25 protein-coding genes are annotated in these 19,921 nt (G+C 67.5%); 11 read left to right on the top strand and 14 right to left on the bottom strand.

Annotated elements, in window-relative coordinates; genetic code table 11:
- Positions 1-41: 41 nt before the first annotated feature.
- Together Q9Q95_RS18875 and Q9Q95_RS18870 are read right to left on the bottom strand one after the other, a co-directional pair.
- Positions 42-1,565, bottom strand: coding sequence for an ABC transporter permease/substrate-binding protein (locus Q9Q95_RS18875; RefSeq protein ID WP_306098701.1), 1,524 nt, complete (start codon positions 1,563-1,565; stop codon positions 42-44).
- A gap of 154 nt (positions 1,566-1,719) precedes the next feature.
- A complete protein-coding gene (locus Q9Q95_RS18870) occupies positions 1,720-2,487 on the bottom strand; it encodes an ATP-binding cassette domain-containing protein (RefSeq protein ID WP_306098700.1) in 768 nt (255 codons plus the stop codon).
- Positions 2,488-2,539: 52 nt separating this feature from the next.
- On the opposite strand from Q9Q95_RS18870, the gene Q9Q95_RS18865 reads away from it, so the two are divergent.
- Positions 2,540-3,331, top strand: a complete 792-nt coding sequence (locus Q9Q95_RS18865) for an SDR family oxidoreductase (protein ID WP_306098699.1) — start codon at positions 2,540-2,542, stop codon at positions 3,329-3,331.
- On the opposite strand, the gene Q9Q95_RS18860 is transcribed toward Q9Q95_RS18865, so the two are convergent.
- Entirely contained in the window at positions 3,328-3,615 is a 288-nt protein-coding gene (locus tag Q9Q95_RS18860; protein ID WP_371876808.1) for a 4a-hydroxytetrahydrobiopterin dehydratase, read from the bottom strand. The two genes, Q9Q95_RS18865 and Q9Q95_RS18860, sit on opposite strands and share 4 nt — an antisense overlap.
- Positions 3,616-3,651: 36 nt before the next feature.
- Here Q9Q95_RS18860 and Q9Q95_RS18855 point away from each other — a divergent pair, with 36 nt between their 5' ends.
- The 3 genes from Q9Q95_RS18855 to Q9Q95_RS18845 are packed head-to-tail and all read left to right on the top strand — an operon-like array spanning position 3,652 to position 5,275.
- A complete protein-coding gene (locus Q9Q95_RS18855) occupies positions 3,652-4,068 on the top strand; it encodes a metallopeptidase family protein (RefSeq protein ID WP_371876807.1) in 417 nt (138 codons plus the stop codon).
- Positions 4,065-4,634 (top strand): heme ABC exporter ATP-binding protein CcmA, encoded by a 570-nt coding sequence (gene ccmA / locus Q9Q95_RS18850; RefSeq protein ID WP_306098696.1) that lies wholly within the window; start codon positions 4,065-4,067, stop codon positions 4,632-4,634. The genes Q9Q95_RS18855 and ccmA overlap by 4 nt, the downstream gene beginning before the upstream one ends.
- Positions 4,631-5,275, top strand: coding sequence for a heme exporter protein CcmB (locus tag Q9Q95_RS18845; RefSeq protein WP_306098695.1), 645 nt, complete (start codon positions 4,631-4,633; stop codon positions 5,273-5,275). Before ccmA ends, Q9Q95_RS18845 begins: the two co-directional genes overlap by 4 nt.
- Here Q9Q95_RS18845 and Q9Q95_RS18840 read toward each other — a convergent pair.
- The 11 genes from Q9Q95_RS18840 to coxB form a co-directional block, all read right to left on the bottom strand.
- Positions 5,272-6,141, bottom strand: a complete 870-nt coding sequence (locus tag Q9Q95_RS18840) for a class I SAM-dependent methyltransferase (RefSeq protein WP_306098694.1) — start codon at positions 6,139-6,141, stop codon at positions 5,272-5,274. The genes Q9Q95_RS18845 and Q9Q95_RS18840 overlap by 4 nt on opposite strands.
- A 106-nt stretch (positions 6,142-6,247) precedes the next feature.
- Positions 6,248-7,639, bottom strand: coding sequence for a threonine synthase (gene thrC / locus Q9Q95_RS18835; protein WP_306098693.1), 1,392 nt, complete (start codon positions 7,637-7,639; stop codon positions 6,248-6,250).
- Positions 7,640-7,812: 173 nt separating this feature from the next.
- Positions 7,813-8,424, bottom strand: a complete 612-nt coding sequence (locus tag Q9Q95_RS18830) for an SURF1 family cytochrome oxidase biogenesis protein (RefSeq protein WP_306098692.1) — start codon at positions 8,422-8,424, stop codon at positions 7,813-7,815.
- Positions 8,421-8,819 carry a DUF983 domain-containing protein gene (locus tag Q9Q95_RS18825; protein WP_306098691.1) on the bottom strand — a complete coding sequence of 133 codons (399 nt, stop codon included), beginning with the start codon at positions 8,817-8,819 and terminating at the stop codon, positions 8,421-8,423. The genes Q9Q95_RS18830 and Q9Q95_RS18825 overlap by 4 nt, the downstream gene beginning before the upstream one ends.
- A gap of 1 nt (position 8,820) precedes the next feature.
- The gene (locus Q9Q95_RS18820) at positions 8,821-9,702 is read right to left on the bottom strand and encodes a cytochrome c oxidase subunit 3 (protein ID WP_306098690.1); all 882 of its coding nucleotides are present in this window, start codon (positions 9,700-9,702) and stop codon (positions 8,821-8,823) included.
- 306 nt (positions 9,703-10,008) lie between these two features.
- Positions 10,009-10,542: a cytochrome c oxidase assembly protein gene (locus Q9Q95_RS18815; protein ID WP_306098689.1), complete on the bottom strand. Its 534-nt coding sequence runs from the start codon at positions 10,540-10,542 to the stop codon at positions 10,009-10,011.
- A complete protein-coding gene (locus Q9Q95_RS18810; RefSeq protein ID WP_306098688.1) occupies positions 10,539-10,679 on the bottom strand; it encodes a hypothetical protein in 141 nt (46 codons plus the stop codon). Before Q9Q95_RS18810 ends, Q9Q95_RS18815 begins: the two co-directional genes overlap by 4 nt.
- Positions 10,676-11,578 carry a heme o synthase gene (locus Q9Q95_RS18805; protein WP_306098687.1) on the bottom strand — a complete coding sequence of 301 codons (903 nt, stop codon included), beginning with the start codon at positions 11,576-11,578 and terminating at the stop codon, positions 10,676-10,678. The genes Q9Q95_RS18810 and Q9Q95_RS18805 overlap by 4 nt, the downstream gene beginning before the upstream one ends.
- Before the next feature lie 49 nt (positions 11,579-11,627).
- Positions 11,628-11,915 carry a hypothetical protein gene (locus Q9Q95_RS18800; protein WP_306098686.1) on the bottom strand — a complete coding sequence of 96 codons (288 nt, stop codon included), beginning with the start codon at positions 11,913-11,915 and terminating at the stop codon, positions 11,628-11,630.
- Between the two features lie 137 nt (positions 11,916-12,052).
- A complete protein-coding gene (gene ctaD, locus Q9Q95_RS18795; protein WP_306098685.1) occupies positions 12,053-13,726 on the bottom strand; it encodes a cytochrome c oxidase subunit I in 1,674 nt (557 codons plus the stop codon).
- A gap of 4 nt (positions 13,727-13,730) precedes the next feature.
- Positions 13,731-14,870, bottom strand: a complete 1,140-nt coding sequence (gene coxB, locus Q9Q95_RS18790) for a cytochrome c oxidase subunit II (protein ID WP_306098684.1) — start codon at positions 14,868-14,870, stop codon at positions 13,731-13,733.
- Between the two features lie 179 nt (positions 14,871-15,049).
- Here coxB and pyrE point away from each other — a divergent pair, with 179 nt between their 5' ends.
- The 7 genes from pyrE (at position 15,050) to maiA (ending at position 19,826) form a co-directional block, all read left to right on the top strand.
- Entirely contained in the window at positions 15,050-15,634 is a 585-nt protein-coding gene (pyrE, locus tag Q9Q95_RS18785) for an orotate phosphoribosyltransferase (protein ID WP_306098683.1), read from the top strand.
- 97 nt (positions 15,635-15,731) lie between these two features.
- Positions 15,732-16,460 carry a pyridoxine 5'-phosphate synthase gene (locus tag Q9Q95_RS18780; protein ID WP_306098682.1) on the top strand — a complete coding sequence of 243 codons (729 nt, stop codon included), beginning with the start codon at positions 15,732-15,734 and terminating at the stop codon, positions 16,458-16,460.
- On the top strand, positions 16,457-16,732 hold the full coding sequence (locus tag Q9Q95_RS18775) for a hypothetical protein (protein WP_306098681.1): 276 nt from the start codon (positions 16,457-16,459) through the stop codon (positions 16,730-16,732). Before Q9Q95_RS18780 ends, Q9Q95_RS18775 begins: the two co-directional genes overlap by 4 nt.
- Complete coding sequence (gene acpS, locus Q9Q95_RS18770) at positions 16,729-17,142, top strand: holo-ACP synthase (protein WP_306098680.1); 414 nt, start codon at positions 16,729-16,731, stop codon at positions 17,140-17,142. The genes Q9Q95_RS18775 and acpS overlap by 4 nt, the downstream gene beginning before the upstream one ends.
- Positions 17,143-17,147: 5 nt before the next feature.
- On the top strand, positions 17,148-18,023 hold the full coding sequence (lepB, locus tag Q9Q95_RS18765) for a signal peptidase I (protein ID WP_306098753.1): 876 nt from the start codon (positions 17,148-17,150) through the stop codon (positions 18,021-18,023).
- Positions 18,020-19,189 (top strand): AI-2E family transporter, encoded by a 1,170-nt coding sequence (locus Q9Q95_RS18760; RefSeq protein WP_306098679.1) that lies wholly within the window; start codon positions 18,020-18,022, stop codon positions 19,187-19,189. The genes lepB and Q9Q95_RS18760 overlap by 4 nt, the downstream gene beginning before the upstream one ends.
- Positions 19,190-19,205: 16 nt before the next feature.
- Entirely contained in the window at positions 19,206-19,826 is a 621-nt protein-coding gene (gene maiA / locus Q9Q95_RS18755) for a maleylacetoacetate isomerase (RefSeq protein ID WP_306098678.1), read from the top strand.
- Positions 19,827-19,921: the final 95 nt, after the last annotated feature.

Below are 19,921 nucleotides of genomic sequence, written 5' to 3'. Positions count from 1 at the left end.
CAGCTCCTCCCTCTGTTCTTTGTGTTAGCGATAACGCGAATTCAGCGCCCGAGTCCATCTGCGAGCCACCGGGCTGCCTGATCGGGGCTTTGCTTGTCCATATCGCGGTCGACCAGATAGTTCGCCTCGCGCATCTTCTCCACTCGAATCGCGCCGATCAGCGGGCGCAACGCCGCCTGAAACCGGCTGTCCTCCGCACGCCGCGGGGCGAGCAGCAGTACCGCGTCATAGCCGGGGATCGCCCCCTCGGGGTCTTGCAGGATGGCGAGCCGATCGGCCGCAATCCGCCCGTCGGACGAGAATGCGGGAATCACATCGGCCTCTCCGCTGGCGAGGGCGCGGTACATGAAGGTCGGCTGATAGGGGTGCGCCGATTTGAAGCGCAGGCCATAGGCACGGCGCACCGCCGCCCATTCGGGGCGTTCGAGGAACTCGACATCGGTGGCGAAGTCGAGTTCGCCCGCCTGGCGCGCGAGGTCGCTCAGACTGGCGATGCCCCGCCGCTTCGCGTCTTCGCCGCGCATCGCAAAGGCATAGGCGTTCTCGAACCCCAGCGACCCGAGCAGCGTCACGCCGTGCGTCGCCTTGGCCCATTGGGCGACGCCGGCGACGATCGCCGCGCGCGGCGGAACGTCGCTGCGCTGCATCTGGTTGGTCCAGATCGTCCCCGAATAATCGACATAGACGTCGACATCCCCCGCCGCGAGCGCGCCGAACGCGACTGCCGAACCGAGCCCTTCACGGTAGCGCACCTCATAGCCTGCCGCCTCGAGCCGATGCCCGATCAGCCGGGCGAGGATATATTGCTCGGAGAAACCCTTGGCGCCGATCGTCACAATGCCCCGCGCCGCCGGCCATGCCGGCGCCAGTGCGACCACCGCGATCGTCAGCAACGCGGCGAGGCTGCCCCAGACCAGCCCACGCCGCCGTCGCGCGATGCCGAACTCGGCCAGCCCGAGCAGCGCATCGACTCCGAGCGCCAGCCCCGCAGCGGCGGCGCAGCCGGCGAGCACCAGCGCCCAGTTCTGCGTCTGCAGCCCGGCGAAGATCAGGTCGCCGAGGCTCGGCTGGCCCACCGTGGTCGACAAGGTCGCCGCGCCGATCGTCCAGACCGCGGCGGTGCGGATCCCCGCCATCAGCACCGGCGCGACCAAAGGTGCCTCGACCAGCCGCAATCTTTGATTGCGCGTCATTCCCATGCCGTCGGCGGCCTCGATCACCGCGGGATCCAGATTGGCGAGGCCCGTCACGGCGTTTCTGAGGATCGGCAGCAGGGCGTAGAGCGACAGCGCGAGCAGCGACGGCAGGAAGCCGAGCGCCGGAATGCCGCCGCCGACCAGCGCCGAGAGCCACAGCAGGATCGGATAGAAGAGCGCGAGCAAGGCGAGGCTCGGAATGGTCTGGACGAGGCCGGCAAAGCCGAGCGCGATGCGGCCGACGGTCTTGTTACGCGACGACAGCACCGCCAGCGGCAGGCTCACCACCAGCCCGAGCAGCAGCGCCGAGAGCGCCAGCAGCAGATGCTCGGCGAGCAATTCGGGCACCCGGGAGAAGGCGGCGCTCACAATTCCTCCCCCAGCTCGCTGGGGGAGGGGGACCAGCCGCAGGCTGGTGGAGGGGCGGCGGCGTAGCCGCCGTCTTCGACGGCGCCCCTCCACCACCGCTGCGCGGCAGTCCCCCTCCCCGAGACAAGCTCGGGGAGGAACTGGATTGTCCCCCTCACTTCTCCAGCTCCGCCAGCCGCCGCGCCTGTTCGCGCGGCACTCCGATCAGCGCTTCGGCCGCGGTCCCGGCCTTTCCCGACAGCAACGCGCGCGGGCTGCCGTCGGCGACGATCCGCCCGGCTTCCATCACCAGCACACGATCGGCGAGGAGCAGCGCCTCGGCCATGTCGTGGGTGACGAGGATGGTGGTGAGTGCCATTCTGTCGTGCAGCGCGCGGATCGCCTTGCCGAGTCCGTCGCGGGTCACCGGGTCGAGCGCGCCGAACGGTTCGTCCATCAGCAACAGCCGGGGCCGACAGGCAAGCGCACGCGCCACGCCGACGCGCTGGCGCTGGCCGCCTGACAGCGCATCGGGCAGGCGCCGCGCGAGTTCGGCGGGGAGTTCGACGAGATCGAGCAATTCGGCGACGCGCGCGGCGCTATCGCGTTCCCCGGCGAGCCGCAGCCCGATCGCGACATTCTCGCCGACGGTCATATGCGGGAACAGCCCGATATTCTGGAACACATAGCCGATCCGCCGGCGCAGCAGATGCGGCGCTTCGGCGTGTACCGGTTCGCCGCCGATCAGCACTTCGCCCGCGCTCGGCTCGATCAGCCGGTTGACCATCTTGAGCAGGGTCGATTTGCCCGATCCCGAGGCGCCGACCAAGGCGACGAAGCTGCCGCCGGCAATCTCGAGCGACACATGGTCCACCGCCGTCACGCCGCCCGCATAGACATTACTGACATTTTTGTAGGTAACGCTGCGGCTTTGCTCTGGCATCGCCGGCTTTTGTGCGGGATGAAGCGCAAAAGGTCAAAAACAGGGGGGCGGAATGGCAGGCGAGAAAGCGATATTCATCACCGGCGGCGCGTCGGGCATCGGCCAGGCGGTCGCGAAGCTGTTCGCCGCACGCGGCTGGCGGGTCGGGCTCGCCGACGTCAACGCCGCCGGGCTCGCGGCGACGCAGGCGATGCTCCCCGCCGGCATGGCGACCATTCATGTCATGGATGTCCGCGATCGCGACCAGTGGCGCGATGCCCTCGCCGCTTTCGCCGCGGCGAGCGGCGGACGGCTCGACGTGCTGTTCAACAATGCCGGCATCGCCGTGGGCGGACAGCTCGCCGGCGCGACCGACGACGAGATCGACCGCATCGTCGGGATCAATCTGGTCGGCGTCATCAACGGCGCCCGCGCGGCATATCCCCTGCTCAAGGCGACGCCGGGCGCGACCCTGGTCAACACCGCCTCCGCCGCGGCGATCTATGGGTCGAGCGGGCTGGCGCTCTATGCCGCGGTCAAGTTCGGGGTGCGCGGACTGTCCGAAGCGCTCGACGCCGAATGGGCCGCCGAGGGGATCAAGGTCCGCGTGGTGATGCCGAGCTTCATCGACACGCCTCTGCTCGACTCGAACGTCTCGGGCACCAATCGCACCGCACGCGATTCGGTGCGCGCCGCGGGCCTCGAATTCACGCCGGTCGATCAGGCGGCCGAGGAGATCTGGAACGGCATCCAGCGCGACAAGGTCCATATCCTGATCGGCAAGACCGCGCGCCGCCTCGCCTTTGCGGCGCGCTGGATGCCGGGCGCGCTGCGCAAGCAGATGCGGCGCGGCGCGATCGCCTAGAGCAATCCGTCGATCGCGTGCGCCATCGCAATGTCGCGTTGCGACAGCCCACCGGCATCGTGCGTGGTGAGCAATATGTCGACCCGGTTCCAGACATTGGACCATTCGGGATGATGGTCGGATTTCTCGGCGAGCAACGCCACCCGCGTCATGAACGCGAAAGCCTCGCTGAAATCCCGGAAGGTCAGCCGCCGCGTGATCGCGTCGCGGGCTTCGTCCCAGCTCCAGTCGGGAATAGCGGCAAGCGACTCGCGCCTGTGTCCCTCGGTCAACCGCGCCACCATGATCGCCCTCCTTGCCCAGCCTTCACCCCTCCGCCTATGGGTTCGCGGATGAGCGGGCAAGCGGCTTCCCACGCGCCGGACGCGGCAATGATCGAGGGCCTCGCCCGCGAGGCGCTTGCCCGCATCCCCTCGCCTTTTGCCGAGCATCTCGCCGACGTGGTGCTGCTCGTCGAGGAATTCGCCGACGACGAGACGCTCGACGCGATGGGGATCGAGGATCCGTTCGAGCTCACCGGCCTCTATCACGGCCGCCCGCTCGGCGAGAAATCCGCCTTCGATTCGGGGGGGCTGCCCGATCGCATCCACCTTTATCGCCGCGCGATCCTCGACGAATGGGCCGATACCGGCGTGTCGCTGCAGGCACTGGTCGCGCATATCGTGGTGCACGAGGTCGGGCATCATTTCGGCCTGTCCGACAAGGATATGCATGCGCTGGAAGACATGGCCGGGTGAGCGCCGGCCTGTCCTTCGCCGATGTGACGTGCGCGCGCGGTGGACGATTGTTGTTCGAACGGCTGAGCTTTGCGCTCGCCCCCGGCGGCGCGGCGCTGATCAGCGGGCCCAACGGCACCGGAAAATCGAGTCTGATCCGGATCGCCGCCGGGCTGCTGCCGGCAGCGGCGGGGCGCGTGACCGGCGAAGGCGCGCGGGCATTGCTCGCCGAGACCGCCGCGCTCGATCCCGAGCTCGGCCTCGCCGCGGCTCTGCGTTTCTGGGCGCGGATCGACGGGCATGCGAACGCGGTCGAAGGCGCACTGGCCGCGGTCGGGCTCGCCCGACTGGCGCAGGTGCCGGTGCGATTGCTGTCGACCGGCCAGCGGCGCCGCGCCGCATTCGCGCGGGTGCTGGCGAGCGGCGCGCCGGTGTGGCTGCTCGACGAACCCGCCAACGGGCTCGATTCGCATGCGGTGGAGATCCTCGAACAGCGGATTGCCGATCACCGCGACGATGGCGGGATCGCCTTGGTAGCGACGCACTTGCCGATCGCACTGCCCGATGCGCTGGAAGTACGGCTGTGAGCCCGTTCGTCGCAATCGCCCGGCGCGAGTTGCGCCGCGCGTGGAGCACCGGCGGGCTGCTGATGCCGATCGCCTTCTTCCTGCTCGTCGCGATCCTGTTTCCCTTCGCGATCGGCCCCGATGGCAGGCTGCTGGCGCGGGTCGGCGGTGGCGTGATCTGGGCAGCGGCACTGCTCGCGGCATTGCTCCCGGTCGAGCGGCTGGTGACGCCCGATGCCGAGAGCGGAATGCTCGACCAGTTCGCCGCACGCGGGCTTTCCGACACCGGCGTGGCGGCCGCGAAGATGGTCGGCCATTGGCTCGGCTTCGCGCCGGCCCTGCTCGCGGCGACGATGGTGGCCGCGGCGCTGCTGCATTTGCCGGGCAGCGCAGTGCTGCCGCTGCTGACAGGCCTTGCGATCGGCACGCCGGGCCTGGCCGCGCTCGGCGTGGCCACCGCCGCTCTGGTCGCCGGACTGCGCGGCGCGGGTGCGCTGGCGGGGCTGGTGATGCTGCCCTTCGCCGTGCCGCTGCTGATCTTCGGCGCCGGCGCCACGGCCGACCAGCCGGGCGCGTTCAAGCTGCTCGCGGCGGTGAGCCTGTTGCTGGTCGCAGGCTGCCCGTTCGTCGCGGGGGCGGCAATCCGGATGGGACGGAGCTAGCGGCTCCAGCGTGCGAAGATCGCGGTGGGCAGTTCGAGCCCGCGGGCTTCCTCGCGCACGGTCAATTCGCCGGCCTCGACCTTGCCGCCCAGATCGCCGAACGACTGGCGGACCAGCTCGCCGATCGCCAGCGCCGACATCCGCACCGCATAGACGGTGAGGAACAGGAAGCGCGATTCCATATCGAGCAGTTTGCGCGTGTCGGCGATCAGCCCGGGCAGCCCTTCCTCGAGCTTCCACACCTCGCCATTGGGCCCGCGTCCCCATTTGGGCGGATCGAGGATGATTCCGTCATAGCGCCGGCCGCGGCGGACCTCACGCGCGACGAACTTGCCGGCATCGTCGATCATCCAGCGGATCGGCAGATCCTCCATGCCGGACAGCGCGGCATTTGCCTTGCCCTCGGCGACCGACTTTTTCGACGCGTCGACATGGGTCATCCGCGCGCCCGTGGCCGCCATCGCCAGCGTGCCGACCCCGGTATAGCCGAACAGGTTCATCACCTCGGGCGCGGGCAGATCGGCGGTCTGCGCGCGCATCCAGCTCCACACCGGCGCCATGTCGGGGAAGAAGCCGAGATGGCGGAACGGCGTGGTCTGCGCGGTAAAGGTCACTTCGTTCCACTCGAGCGGCCAGCCTTCGCGCGGGGTCGGCGTGGAGAAATGCCAGCGGCCGCCGCCTTCGTCATCGGGGGCGGGCAGGAACTCGCCATGCGCATCCCAATCCTCCGACGCGGGTGCCCACATCGCCTGCGGTTCGGGGCGGATGAAGCGGTATTTGCCGTAGCGCTCGAGCTTGCGGCCATGGCCGGAATCGATCAGCCCGTAATCGGCCCAGGGCTCGCCGGTGAGAGTGATGAGGTTCATGCGCCTCCCTTATCCAGCCTTGTGCTCCTGCGAAAGCAGGAGCCCAGAGCCACAGGCCCGATTCGCGCGTGACCTTGGGCTCCTGCTTTCGCAGGAGCACCGCTCGTCAGGCCTTCGGCGTCGCGCGTTCGGCGATATAGGCGGTCACGGCCTCGAAGGTGGCGGGGAGCACGTCGTAGCGCTCCTGGCGCTCGTGCAGATCGCCCACCCGCGCCGGCACCGGCGGACGCAGCCCGGTGGCGCGTTCGACCGCTTCGGCGAACTTCGCCGGATGCGCGGTGGCGAGCGTCACCACGGGAACCTCCGCCGGCAGATCGGCGCGGCGCGCCGCGGCGAGGCCGATCGCGCTGTGCGGGTCGAGCACTTCGCCCGCCTCGGCATGCGCCCAGCGGATCGCCTCGTTCATCGCGTCCGAATCGATCCGGTCGCTGGCGAACAGCGCCGCCGCGCCGTCACGCTGGGCATTGGTGAGCTGCATCGCACGGCTCGCCTCGAAGCTGCGCATCTGATCGGCGACCGGGCCTCCGGCGAGATCGGCGAGCAGCCGCTCGAAGTTCGAGCTGACCTGGATGTCCATCGACGGCGCCGCAGTGGGCGTCACCGTGCCGGTCGAGTAATCGCCCGAAGACAGGGCGCGATGGAGGATGTCGTTGACGTTGGTGGCGACCACCAGCTTCGCGATCGGCAGCCCCATCTTCGCCGCGACATAGCCCGCGAACACATCGCCGAAATTGCCGGTGGGCACCGCGAACGCAACTTCGCGCTCCGGAGCGCCGAGCCGGACCGCGGCGTAGAAATAATAGACCACCTGCGCCATCAGCCGCGCCCAGTTGATCGAATTGACCGCGGTCACCTGGAAGCGCCCGGCGAACGCGGCATCGTTGAACATCGCCTTCACCAGCGCCTGCGCATCGTCGAAGCTGCCTTCGATCGCGATATTGTGGACGTTGGGCGCGAGCACCGTGGTCATCTGGCGGCGCTGGACTTCCGAGACGCGACCCTTGGGGTGAAGCATGAAGATGTCGATGCCGACGCGGCCGGCGACTGCGTCGATTGCGGCGCTGCCGGTGTCGCCCGAAGTCGCGCCGACGATGGTCAGATGCTTGTCGGTGCCGGTCAGGAACTTCTCGAACAGCAGTCCGAGCAGCTGGAGCGCGACGTCCTTGAAAGCGAGCGTCGGGCCGTGGAACAGCTCGAGCAGCCAATGCTGGTGGTCGAGCTGGACGAGCGGCGTCACCGCGGCGTGCGCAAAGCGGCCATAGGCCTGGCTGCAGAGCGCGCGCAATTCGTCTTCGGACAGATCCGGACCAACGAACGGCAGCATCACCCGGACGGCGGTCTCGACATAAGACAGCCCGGCAAGTCCGGCGATCTCCGCACGCGTGAGGCTCGGCCATGTCTCGGGGACATACAGCCCGCCATCGCTGGCCAGGCCGGCCAGCGTGACGTCTCGAAAGCCGAGCAAGGGTGCGGTGCCGCGGGTGCTTTGGTAGCGCATGGCGGCGGAGTTAGCGGCCGACACGGCACGGAGCAAGGAAGCCAAACTTTAGCCGGCTTCGTCATCCCGGCCGAAGTGCCGGGGTCGACCGGAAGGATGGACAAGAACCTCGAAACTGAGGGTCTCGCATTCGGGCACAGTGGACCCCGGCACTTCGGCCGGGGTGACCGACATTATCTGGCGCGCCCACGCCAGCGCAGGGCGAGAACGTAGATCACGCTCGCCACCAGCGCGAACAGGAACCACTGGACGCCATACGCCAGATGGTTGTTGGGCACCGAGGAAAGATCGGGGGTGCCGTTGGGCGCCAGCCCCGCCGCAGGCGTGTCCGCGACCAGCAGCAGCCGCTTCGGCGTGCGATCGAACAGCGAGGCGAGCATCGAGCGGCCGTCGGGGGCATGGCTGATCGTGCCGCGGACCGCGCCGCCCTTCCACACCGGTTTCGCCATCGGATCGCGGGTGGTTCCGAGCTGGACCAGCATCCCCGGCCCTTCGGCGCCGCCGGTCCGGCATTCGACGATGTAGCGGAAGCCGGCATTGCCCGCGCCGGTGAGCCTGCCCGATACCGGCTCGACGCACATGCCGTGCGCCCGGCGGAACAGCAGCGCGTCGTCGGGCAGCCGCGGAAACGCGATCTCGGGCCGCGACGGGTTGGCCGCCAGCTGCGCCAGCGCCGCTTCCTTCTGCGGCTTGCGGATCACCAGCTGCCACAGCCCCAGCCCGATCATCGTCGCGACCGCGAGCGCGACGATCAGGGTGGGAATGAGGGGGATGCGCCGGGTCATTCGCCCGCGATCCGGCCTTCGCGCGCGCGGTTGCGATATTCCAGCGCGAGCAGCCAGCCCTTGGCGACGCGGAGCGCCAGCACGGTGAGCGTCAAAGTGAAGGGGATCCACAGCACGGCATGGACGAGCAGGCCGGGCGCGAAAGTGAATTCCACCCACAAGGCCAGCGCGGTGACCAGCGCGCCGATGCCGAGTGTCAGAAAGACGACCGGGCCGTCGCCGACGTTGAACGTGTCGTAATCGAGGCCGCAGCCGCTGCAGCGATCGGCGAAGGCGACGAAGCTGCGGAACAGGGTCGTGGCGCCGCAGCGCGGGCAGCAGCCGCGGAGCCCCGAATCAACAGGGGGAGGCAGCGTGGCGCTGCCTCCCCCCGATGGGTTCGACGGTTCGGGCATTTCAGCCGTGCACCGGTGCACCCCAGCCGCCCCAGACATAGATCGAGGCGAAGAGGAACAGCCACACCACGTCGACGAAGTGCCAGTACCAGGCCGCCGCCTCGAAGCCGAAATGCTGGCGCGGCGTGAAGTGGCCCTTATAGACGCGCACCAGGTTGACGATCAGGAAGATCGTGCCGACCAGCACGTGGAAGCCGTGGAAGCCGGTCGCCATGAAGAAGGCGCCGCCATAGCTGCTGCCATGCTCGCTCGCCGCCTTGAACGGGAACGGCGCCTCGCTGTATTCGAGCGCCTGCAGCGCAGTGAAGCTGATGCCGAGCAGCACGGTGAGCCACAGGCCCTTCTTCACCGAATCATTCTCGCCGACGCCGATCAGGCCCCACAGGCCCTTCATCGCGCCGCCGCGCTGATTGTGGAGCAGGCCGTGATGCGCCCAGGTGACGGTGCAGCCCGAGCAGAGCAGGATCAGCGTGTTGAGCAAAGGCAGCTGGAACGCGTCGAACACGTGCATGCCCTTGGGCGGCCACGTCCCGCCGACCGCGTCGACCGTCGAGGGGAACAGGGCGAAATCGAACCACGCCCAGAACCAGCCGACGAAGAACATCACTTCGGAAGCGATGAACAGGATCATGCCGTAGCGCAGATGAAGCTGGACGATCGGGGTGTGATCGCCGGCATGCGCTTCGCGGATCACGTCCGACCACCAGCCGAAAAAGGTGATCAGGATCGCCGCCACCCCGGCGAAGAACACGAGGTTCGCGCTCGGCATGCTGTGCATCCACATGATGCCGCCCGCGGCGAGCACCAACGCCGCCATCGCGCCGAACAACGGCCAGATGCTCGGCGGAAGGATATGATATTGATGGTTCTTGGCACCCGCCATCGGCTCGTCCCTGTCTCTTCGGTTTGGCGCTGCTTTAGGGCTCGAATCCGCTTCCCGCAACGGTCGTGATCGTCCGTCGCAGGTCATCGGCAAGGCAGGCGGCGCCGACCGGGCTGGAATGCCCGGGCAAGCCGACTGACGCCGTCCGGTGGCCTGCGACGGACGACCGCGAAGCGGCGGGGCGAATTTGCCCGCTGAAGCGCGTCGCTCGTCGATCACGATGCTCTGGCATCGCGCACTCGTCGCTCCGTCCCAGCGGGCAAACTCGCCTCCGTCCCGACCATTGCGGGAAGCGGATTCGAGCCCTCAGCTTGCAGTCTTGCCGGAATCTACCGGGTAAAATGTGTAGGAAAGCGTGATTTCCTGAATGTCGCGCGCGTCGGGATCCTTCTCGATCGCCGGGTCGACATAGAAGATCACCGGCATGCGGACCTCCTCGCCCGGCTGAAGCGTCTGCTGGGTGAAGCAGAAGCACTGGATCTTGGTGAAATATTTGCCCGCCGCGGCAGGGGTGACGTTGAACGTCGCGGTGCCGGTGACCGGCTTGTCCGAAAGATTCTTCGCCTTGAAGAACGCCATGTCGCGCCCGCCCACGTCGATCGTGTCGGCACGGCGCTCGGGGGTGAAGGTCCAGGGCAGCTTCGGGCTGACATTGCTGTCGAACGCCACCGTGATCTTGTCGCCGGTGGTGCCCGGCGCGCGCAGCCCGCGCTGGGTGGTGCCGTTCAGCCCGGTCACTTCGCAGAACATCCGGTAGAGCGGCACGCTGGCGAAGCCCACGCCGGTCATCGTGCAGACGCCGAGCCCGGCGAGCAGCGCAGTGCGCAGGTTGCGGGTCATCCCGAATGGCCGATCTGCATCTTCACGATCGAGATCGCGAAGACGAGGATGACGAAGGCCGCGAGCAGCAGCCCCATGATCCGCGCGCGCGAACGCTGGCGGGCGCGGATCAGATCGGTCGAATCGGAATCGGTCATGCAAGCCACCTATCGACGACGAGCGCGCCGAACATCAGGAACAGATAGAAGATCGAATATTTGAACAGCCGCTTCTCGGGCACCATCGCATCGCCTTCGGTCGAACGGCGCAGCGCGACCTGCACGACCAAAGCGAGGAAGATCGCGTTGAGCAGCACCGCCGACCAGCCATAGATCGCCCCGGTCAGCCCGAGCGGCCATGGCGCGATCGCCGCGGCGACCATCGGCAAGGTGTAGAGCCCGATCTGGCTGCGGGTGGTCTTCTCGCCCGCCACCACCGGCAGCATTGGCACCCCGGCATTGGCGTAATCGGTCTTCACGAACAGCGCCAGCGCCCAGAAATGCGGCGGGGTCCACAGGAAGATCAGCGCGAACAGCAGCGCCGGCAGCAACGCGACGTCGCCGGTCGCCGCCGCCCAGCCGATCAGCGGCGGAAACGCCCCCGCCGCCCCGCCGATGACGATGTTCTGCGGCGTCCGACGCTTGAGCCAGATCGTGTAGACGAAGACGTAGAACAGGATCGAAACCGCGAGGATCAGGGTCGCCGCCAGATTGATCGCGAAATACATCAAGGCGAGGCTGAAACAGGCGAGCCCCACCCCGAAATGCAGCGCCGACTGGCGGTCCATCCGCCCCGCCGGCAGCGGCCGCCCCTGCGTCCGCTTCATCTTGGCGTCGAGATCGGCCTCATACCATTGGTTGAGCGCCCCCGCCGCGCCCGCGCCCAAGGCGATGCACAGGATCGCGGTGAAGCCGAGGATCGGATGTATCGGCACCGGCGCCGCGAGCATCCCGCACAATCCGGTGAACACGACGAGCGTCATCACCCGCGGCTTGGTGAGCGCAAGGAAATCGCGCCATTCGGCGGGAAGGGTGACAGTGGCGGCGGACGTGCTCATGACTCGTCGGGCGCTATAGGCTGGCAGGCGAGGTCGGGAAAGGTCCCTTTCAGCCCAGCCGCTTGCGATTGGCCTTCACCTTGCGGCGATAGTGCCGCAGCACCTTGCGGGTGCCGACCAACGGATCTCCGCCGAGTCCGCCGCTGACCATCGCCGCCTGGAGTTCGAATGCGGCGAGCATCTTCTCCGAGACCATCAGCTGCGCTTCTTCCGCAGCGTCGATTCCCCCGGCAGCCATCTTCGCCGCGCGCAGGCCGATCACTTCCGAAGCTTCCATCCCCAGCGTCCAGGCATCGATCCCCGCGCTGGCCCAGCCGCCATATGCCCATTTGTACATTGTCGACCTTTCACGCGCGCCGGCCGAATCCGCCGTTTCGCCTCAACGAACCAATGTCGCGCCCGGGCCCGTTCTGGCAAACGAAAACGCCCCGAAGTTTCCTCCGGGGCGCTTGCGTGCGTCTTTCGGCCGAGGGCTTAGTGGTGGCTGCCCTCGTCGATCACCGGCAGCGTCTCGAACTGGTGGAACGGCGGCGGGCTCGACAGCGTCCATTCGAGCGTCGTCGCGCCTTCGCCCCACGGGTTGGCGCCCGCCTTCCTGCCCGCGAACAGCGACCAGAAGACATTGACGAAGAAGATCGCCACGCCGGCCGCCATGATCATGTAGCCGACGGTCGCGACCTGGTTCCAGTGCGCATAGGCATCGGGATAGTCCGGGTAACGGCGCGGCATGCCCTGCAGACCGAGGAAGTGCATCGGGAAGAACATCACGTTCACGCCGATGAAGAATACCCAGAAGTGCAGCTGGCCGAGCAGTTCGCTGTACATCCGGCCCGAGATTTTGGGGAACCAGTAATAGAAGCCGGCGAACAGCGAGAATACCGCGCCGAGCGACAGCACATAGTGGAAATGCGCCACCACGTAATAGGTGTCCTGCATGTAGTCGTCGACGCCGCCATTGGCGAGCACGACGCCGGTCACGCCGCCGACGGTGAACATGAAGATGAAGCCGAGCGACCAGACCATCGGAGTCTTGAAGGTCAGCGAGCCGCCCCACATCGTCGCGATCCACGAGAAGATCTTCACGCCGGTGGGCACCGCGATCACCATCGTCGCTGCGGTGAAGTACATCTTCACCGTGACGCTGAGGCCGGTGGTGAACATATGGTGCGCCCAGACGACGAAGCCGACCAGCCCGATCGCGACCATGGCATAGGCCATGCCGAGATAGCCGAACACCGGCTTGCGGCTGAAGGTCGCGACGATCTGGCTGACGATGCCGAAGCCCGGCAGGATCATGATGTAGACTTCGGGATGGCCGAAGAACCAGAACAGATGCTGATAGAGGATCGGATCGCCGCCATAAGCGGGATCGTAGAACGCCGTGCCGAAATTGCGGTCGGTCAGCAGCATGGTGATTGCGGCAGCCAGCACCGGCAGCGCCAGCAGCAGCAGGAAGGCAGTGATCAGCACCGACCAGACGAACAGCGGCATCTTGTGCAGGGTCATGCCCGGCGCGCGCATGTTGAAGATGGTGGTGATGAAGTTGATCGCGCCGAGGATCGAACTGGCGCCGGCGAGATGGAGCGACAGGATCGCCATGTCGACCGAGGGCCCGGGCTCGCCATAGGTCGACAGCGGCGCATAGACCGTCCAGCCGGTGCCTGCGCCGTTGCCGACGAAAGGCGAGGCGAGCAGCAGCGCGAAGGCCGGGATCAGCAGCCAGAACGAGATGTTGTTCATCCGCGGGAACGCCATGTCGGGCGCCCCGATCATGATCGGCACGAACCAGTTGCCGAAGCCGCCGATCATCGCCGGCATGACCATGAAGAACACCATGATCAGGCCGTGCGCGGTGATCAGCACGTTCCAGAAGTGGAGCGATTCGTCGAACGTCGCCGAGCCGTGGAGATATTCGAGCCAGGTCGGCAGATACTGGATGCCCGGATGCATCAGTTCGGCGCGCATCAGGCCCGAGATCCCGCCGCCGATGATGCCGGCGACGATCGCGAAGATCAGATAGAGCGTGCCGATGTCCTTGTGATTGGTGGACATGAACCAGCGCTGGAAGAAGCCCGGCTTGTGATCGGCATCGTGATGGTCGTGCGCATGGGCATGGGCGTCATGCGCGTGGAGAGCGGTGTCGGTCATGATCTCAGTTGCCCGTCTGTCCGAGGCCCGCCGGGTTCTGCGTCGCGGGCTGATTGGTAACCGTGGGAGCGGCGGTCGCGTTGACGACCGGCCCGGCCTCGGCGGCGTTGTCCGGCTCGGCGGAAGCGTCGTTGCCCGCCGCGGTCGCCGCTTGCGGCGCGTCCTTCGCGCCCGGCATCTTGCCGCCCTTCGAGGCGACCCATTGCGCAAACACTTCGGGGCTCACCGCCTCGACCGCGATCGGCATATATGCGTGGCGCGCGCCGCACAGTTCGGAGCATTGGCCGAAATAAAGGCCGGGCTTCTCGATGATGAAGCTGGTCTCGTTGAGGCGGCCGGGAACGGCGTCGAGCTTGATCCAGAACGCCGGGACCGCCCAGCTGTGAATCACGTCCTGCGCGGTGGTGACGAGGCGGATCGGCACGCCCACCGGGAGCACCACGCGGGTGTCGGTGGCGAGCAGGCGCGGGCCGTCGGCATCGGTGCGGAAGCGCTGGCCGGGAGCGACCTCGGTCTGCTCCTTGAGCATGTTCGCGGTCAGCTTGATGTCGCCGTGATCGGGATATTCGTAAGACCAGAACCACTGGTTGCCGATCGCCTTCAAGGTCACGGCATTGTCGGGCGCGGGCTTGAACTGCGCGGCGAGCAGCCGGATCGAGGGGACCGCGATCGCGATCAGGATCAGCACCGGCAGCAGCGTCCAGACGATCTCGATCGCCGTGTTGTGGCTGGTGCGCGACGGCGTCGGGTTGGCGGCGCGGCGATAGCGGATGATGACCCAGATCAGCAGGATCAGCACGAAGATCGAGATGACCGTGATCAGCGGCATCAGCACATAATTGTGGAACCAGTGCGCCTCGCGGCCATTGGGCGTGACCTGCTCCTGCAGGCCGTAGACCGCGTTCTGCGGCTGGCCCATGCCGGGCGCCGCCTTGAGCAGCGGCTTGCCCGCGGCGTCGAGCGTCGGATCGGCGACGGCGGGAGTCGGCGCGGCGGCGGGAGCCGGCGCTGCTACGGGCGTCGCGGCCGGCGCCGCGGCGGCGGCCTCCGGCGTGGCGGCGGCGGGCGCCGCACTATTCTGGGCGTGGACGGGCGCCCCCAGCGCCAGCCCCGCAGCCAGGACAATCGAAGTCAATCCAAGCATGCGCATCGTCTATTTTCACCCTGTTGGCGTGGCTGCGCCGTCGGCAAGAAAGGAAAAGGAACCGAGTCAGCGGCCTATACGCGGCTCATGCCCATTCTCAACCCTTTTTGCATGGCCGTTGCGGCGGCGGGGTGCCCCGCCTAAGAGTTGCGCCGCCCGGAGCAGAAGGAGTGCGTGCGTTGACCCGAGACGAGATTCTGGCGGAGTTCCGCGCCGCGGACGCACTGCTCGAGGGTCATTTCATCCTTTCCTCGGGGCTCCGGAGTTCGCGTTATCTCCAATGCGCGCGCGTGCTGATGGACCCGGCGCGGGGCGCGCGGCTCGCCGAAGCGCTCGTGGCGCAGATTCCGGCCGGTCTGCGCACACAGATCTCGGCAGTGGTGTCGCCGGCGATGGGCGGAGTGATCGCCGGGCACGAAATGGCGCGCGCGCTGGGCGTCGCGGCGATGTTCGTGGAGCGCCCGACCGGGACCTTCGAGCTCCGCCGCGGCTTCCGCCTCGAATCGGGCCAAAAGGTGCTGATGATGGAGGACGTCGTCACTACCGGACTCTCGTCACGCGAGGCGATCAAGGCGATCGAGGAAGCCGGCGGCGAAGTGATCGCGATGGCGGCTTTGGTCGATCGCTCGGGCGGCAAGGCGACGTTCGACATTCCCTTCTTCGCGCTGCTCGAGCTCGATGTCCCCGTTTACGCCCCCGACGCGCTGCCGCCCGAGCTCGCGGCGATCCCGGCGATCAAGCCCGGAAGCAGGGCGGCGGCATGAGCTGTAGCCGCCCCTTCCCCGTTCGTTTCGAGCGAAGTCGAGAAACGGGATCTCGGGATGCGTTTCTCGACTTCGCTCGAAACGAACGGATGGGCGGATGACCGGCAAGCTGCGCCTCGGCCTCAACATCGATCATGTCGCGACGGTGCGGAACGCGCGCGGGTCGGGCTATCCCGATCCGGTGCGCGCGGCCCTGCTCGCCGCCGAGGCGGGCGCCGACGGAATCACCGCGCATCTGCGCGAGGATCGCCGCCATATCACCGACGACGACATTGCCCGGCTCTCCGCCGAGCTGACGATCCCGCTCAACCTCGAAATGGCGGCGACCGAGGAAATGCTCGCGATCGCGCTCCGCCATCGCCCGCACGCCGTGTGCATCGTTCCCGAAAAGCGTGAGGAGCGCACCACCGAGGGCGGGCTAGATGCGGCGGGCCAGCATAACCATCTCGCGCCGATGGTGGCCAAATTGCGCGATGCCGGCTGCCGGGTGTCGCTATTCGTCGAGCCCGACGAGCGCCAGATCGACGCCGCGCTGCGCCTCGGCGCGCCGGTGATCGAGCTGCACACCGGCCGCTATTGCGAGCTGGCCGAGGCCGAACGCGCCGAAGAATTGCGCCGCATCGCCGATGCCGCGGCGCTCGCGGTCAAGGCCGGGCTCGAGCCGCATGCCGGGCACGGCCTGACCTTCGACAATGTCGTCCCCATCGCCGCGATCCCGCAGGTGGCCGAACTCAACATCGGCCATTTCCTGATCGGCGAGGCGATCTTCGACGGCCTCGCCCCGGTGGTCCGGCGGATGCGCGCGCTGATGGATTCGGCGCGTTGACCGCGGCGCCCGGATTTGCGGTCGCGGCGACCTACACGATCCTCCGCTGGGCCAACATTCTCTGGCTGGCATATGCCGGATTGCTCACATTTTACGCGATCGTGGCAAGCCGGTTCGACCTTTTGCTATGGCCGGCGCTGCAAATCGTAGGCCTGGCGGGCACTGCGCTTTTGCGGGGCGAGGGGAAAATGATGCCTGCGATCCTGCTTCTGATGCTGCTTTTCGCATTCAATCTCGCCGTCCTGAACTCTAATCTTCTCCTGCTCGCATGATCCTCGGCCTCGGCTCCGACCTGTGCAACATCGAGCGGATCCAGTCCTCGCTCGACCGTTTCGGCGCGCGCTTCGAGCAGCGCGCCTTCACCGAGATCGAGCTCAAAAAGGCGGCCCGGCGTCCGCACAATTACGCCGCGACACTCGCCAAGCGCTTCGCCGCCAAGGAAGCCTTTTCGAAGGCGGTCGGAACCGGGTTCAAGCAGGGAGTGTTCCTCAAGGACATCGGTGTCGTCAACGCGCCTTCGGGAGCGCCGACGCTGGCGCTGACCGGGGGAGCGAAAGCGAGGCTTGACGCCCTCACTCCCGACGGCCACGTCGCGAAGGTGCATCTCACCCTGACCGACGATCATCCCTGGGCGTTCGCCATGGTGATGATCGAGGCGATCGCGGTCGGGAAGGACGATTGATGGCCATGGCCGCGGACGAGTTGGCGTTGACGCACGAAGACGATTTCAAGGAACAGGGTAAGGACGCGCGGCGCGGCACCGACTGGTGGGCCGAATTGCGCGGAATCTTCTGGCTGATCCTCGCGGTGCTCGGCTTCCACAGCCTCGTCGCCAAGCCCTTCTACATCCCGTCCGAATCGATGATGCCGGGGCTGCTGGTCGGCGACCGGCTGGTCGTCACCAAATATCCCTATGGCTACAGCTTCGTCACACCGACCTTCCATCTGCTGCCGTTCATGCCGGGCCGGCTGTTCGGCAGCCTGCCGAAGCGCGGCGACGTGGTGATCGTCACCCCGCCGGGCACCGAGACCGATTACATCAAGCGCGTCATCGGGCTTCCGGGCGACCGCATCGCAGTGCGCGAAGGCGTGGTCTGGCTCAACGGCAAGCCGATCCCGCGCCGCGCCGCGGGCACCCGCGACATTCCGGTCGACGCCAACACCCGCTGCGACCCCGACCATTATCGCGACCGCCTCGTCCGCACGGCCGAGGGCAAGGCGGTCTGCCGGCTGCCGATCTTCCGCGAGACCCTGCCCGAAGGCCGATCCTACGACACCGTCGATCTCGGCTGGAGCCCCGGCGACAATTATCCCGAGATCAAGGTGCCGCAGGGCCGGGTGTTCCTGATGGGCGACAATCGCGACAACAGCGCCGACAGCCGCTTCACCATCGCGCAGAACGGGCTCGGCGGGCCGGTGCCGTGGGAGAATATCGGCGGCCGCGCCGAATTCCTCACTTTCTCACTGGACGGCAGCGCGAGCTGGAACCCGCTGAGCTGGCCCGCTTCGTTCCGCGGCGGCCGCGCCGGCACGTCGCTCCACCCGACGCAGGAGGCCCGATGAGCGCCGATTCTCCGCAAAGCGAAGGCGTCCAGGTCGTCCACCAGCCCGGCCCCAACGAATTGCGCGATCCGCTCGTGCGCGCCGAGCTCAAGCGCGCCTCGGTATGGTTCGGGCTGGCGATCGCCACCGCGTTGGTGGTGCTGCTGATCCAGCCTTTGCTGATCATCTTCGGCGGACTGGTCTTCGCTTCGATGCTCGACGGCGGCGCGCGATTGCTCGGCCGGGTCGCGCCGATCCCGCGCGGCCTGCGCATCCTGATCGTGGTTTTGTTCGCGCTCGGCTTCATCGGCGGGGTCTTCTATCTCACCGGCGTCCAGATCGCCCAGCAGGCCGAGCAGCTCCGCACCACGCTCGAGGTGCAGGGCAATCGGGTGGTCGAATGGATCTCGGGCCTCGGGCTGATGCCCGGCCGCGCCGATCTCAGCGGCATGGCGCAACAGGCGCTGGGTTCGATCGGCCGGCTGACCTCGGCGGTGGGCACCGTTCTCGGCGCCGGCGCCAGCCTGTTGATGGTGATGTCGATCGGGCTGTTCGTCGCTTTGGAGCCGCGGATCTACGAGCGCGGGCTGCAATGGATGGTGCCGGTCGGCGCGCGCGACGATTTCTCGGTGACGATCGCGCGGATGGCGCGGATGCTGCGCGTGCTGCTCGCCGGGCGTCTGCTCGGCATGCTGTTCGAAGGCGTGCTGACCTGGATCCTGCTGTCGATCGCCGGCGTGCCGATGGCGCTTTTGCTCGGCATCATCACCGGCATCCTCGCCTTCATCCCCAATATCGGCGCGTTCATCAGCGGCGTGCTGATGGTCTCGGTCGGGTTCAGCGCCGGCGTCGACCAGGGGCTATGGGCGATCGCGATCTATTTCGGGGTGCAGACCTTCGACGGCTATGTGCTGATCCCGATCGTCGCCAAGCGCACCGTCGACTTGCCGCCGGCGCTGACCCTGTCGGCGCAGATCCTCGCCAGCACCCTGTTCGGGGTGATGGGGCTGGCGCTCGCCGACCCGATCGTCGCGATGATCAAGGTCGCGCTCGAAAGCGAGGCCGAACGCGCCGCCAAGGCTGTGGAAAATGCGCCGCGCGGCTTCCACTGGCGCATCCGCCACCGCGATACCGTCGCCGGCACGGCGACGATCGCGGAACCGCCGGGGCAGCCCCCCGTTACCTGAGCCAAGGGGAGGCACCATGCTGCTTCACGATTATTTCCGCTCGTCCGCAGCCTTTCGCGTCCGCATAGCGCTCAATCTGAAGGGCCTCGCCTATGAACGCCGCGACGTGATGCTGCTCGAGAACCAGCAGCGCTCGCCCGAGCATCTCGCGCTGAACCCGCAGGGCTTCGTTCCCGCGCTCGAAATCGACGGCAAGGTGCTGACCCAGAGCCTCGCGATCATCGACTGGCTCGACGCGCGATACCCCGAACCGCGGCTGATCCCCGCCGATCCCGACGAACGCGCCGCAGCCCTCGCCCGTGCCCTGGTGATCGCCGCCGACACCCATCCGCTCAACAATCTGCGCGTGATGCGCCGGCTCAAGGCGATGGGGGTCGACGACGAGGCGCGCGACGAATGGACCCGCCACTGGATCGCCGAAGGCTTTGCCGCGCTCGAGGCGATGGCCGGCGACGGGCCCTTCCTCGGCGGCGATGCGCCGGGCGTGGCCGACATCTTCCTCGTCCCCCAGATGTTCAACGCCCGCCGCTTCGGCACCCCGCTCGACGCCTTCCCGAGGCTGGTCGCCGCCGATTCCGCGGCGATGGCGCTCGAAGCCTTCGCCGCCGCGCACCCCGATCGCGTCGCGCCTCGGTGACCGACATTATCGTCACCCCGGCCGAAGTGCCGGGGTCCGCCAGGCGGCCAGGGATGCGCTTCCGGCATGCAGCGTCTTGCTATCTGCGCAGTGGG

Origin of the sequence: Sphingomonas sp. DG1-23, assembly GCF_030730875.1 — a bacterium.
Lineage (GTDB): Bacteria > Pseudomonadota > Alphaproteobacteria > Sphingomonadales > Sphingomonadaceae > Sphingomonas.
This window is presented reverse-complemented; position numbering and strand designations above follow the sequence as displayed.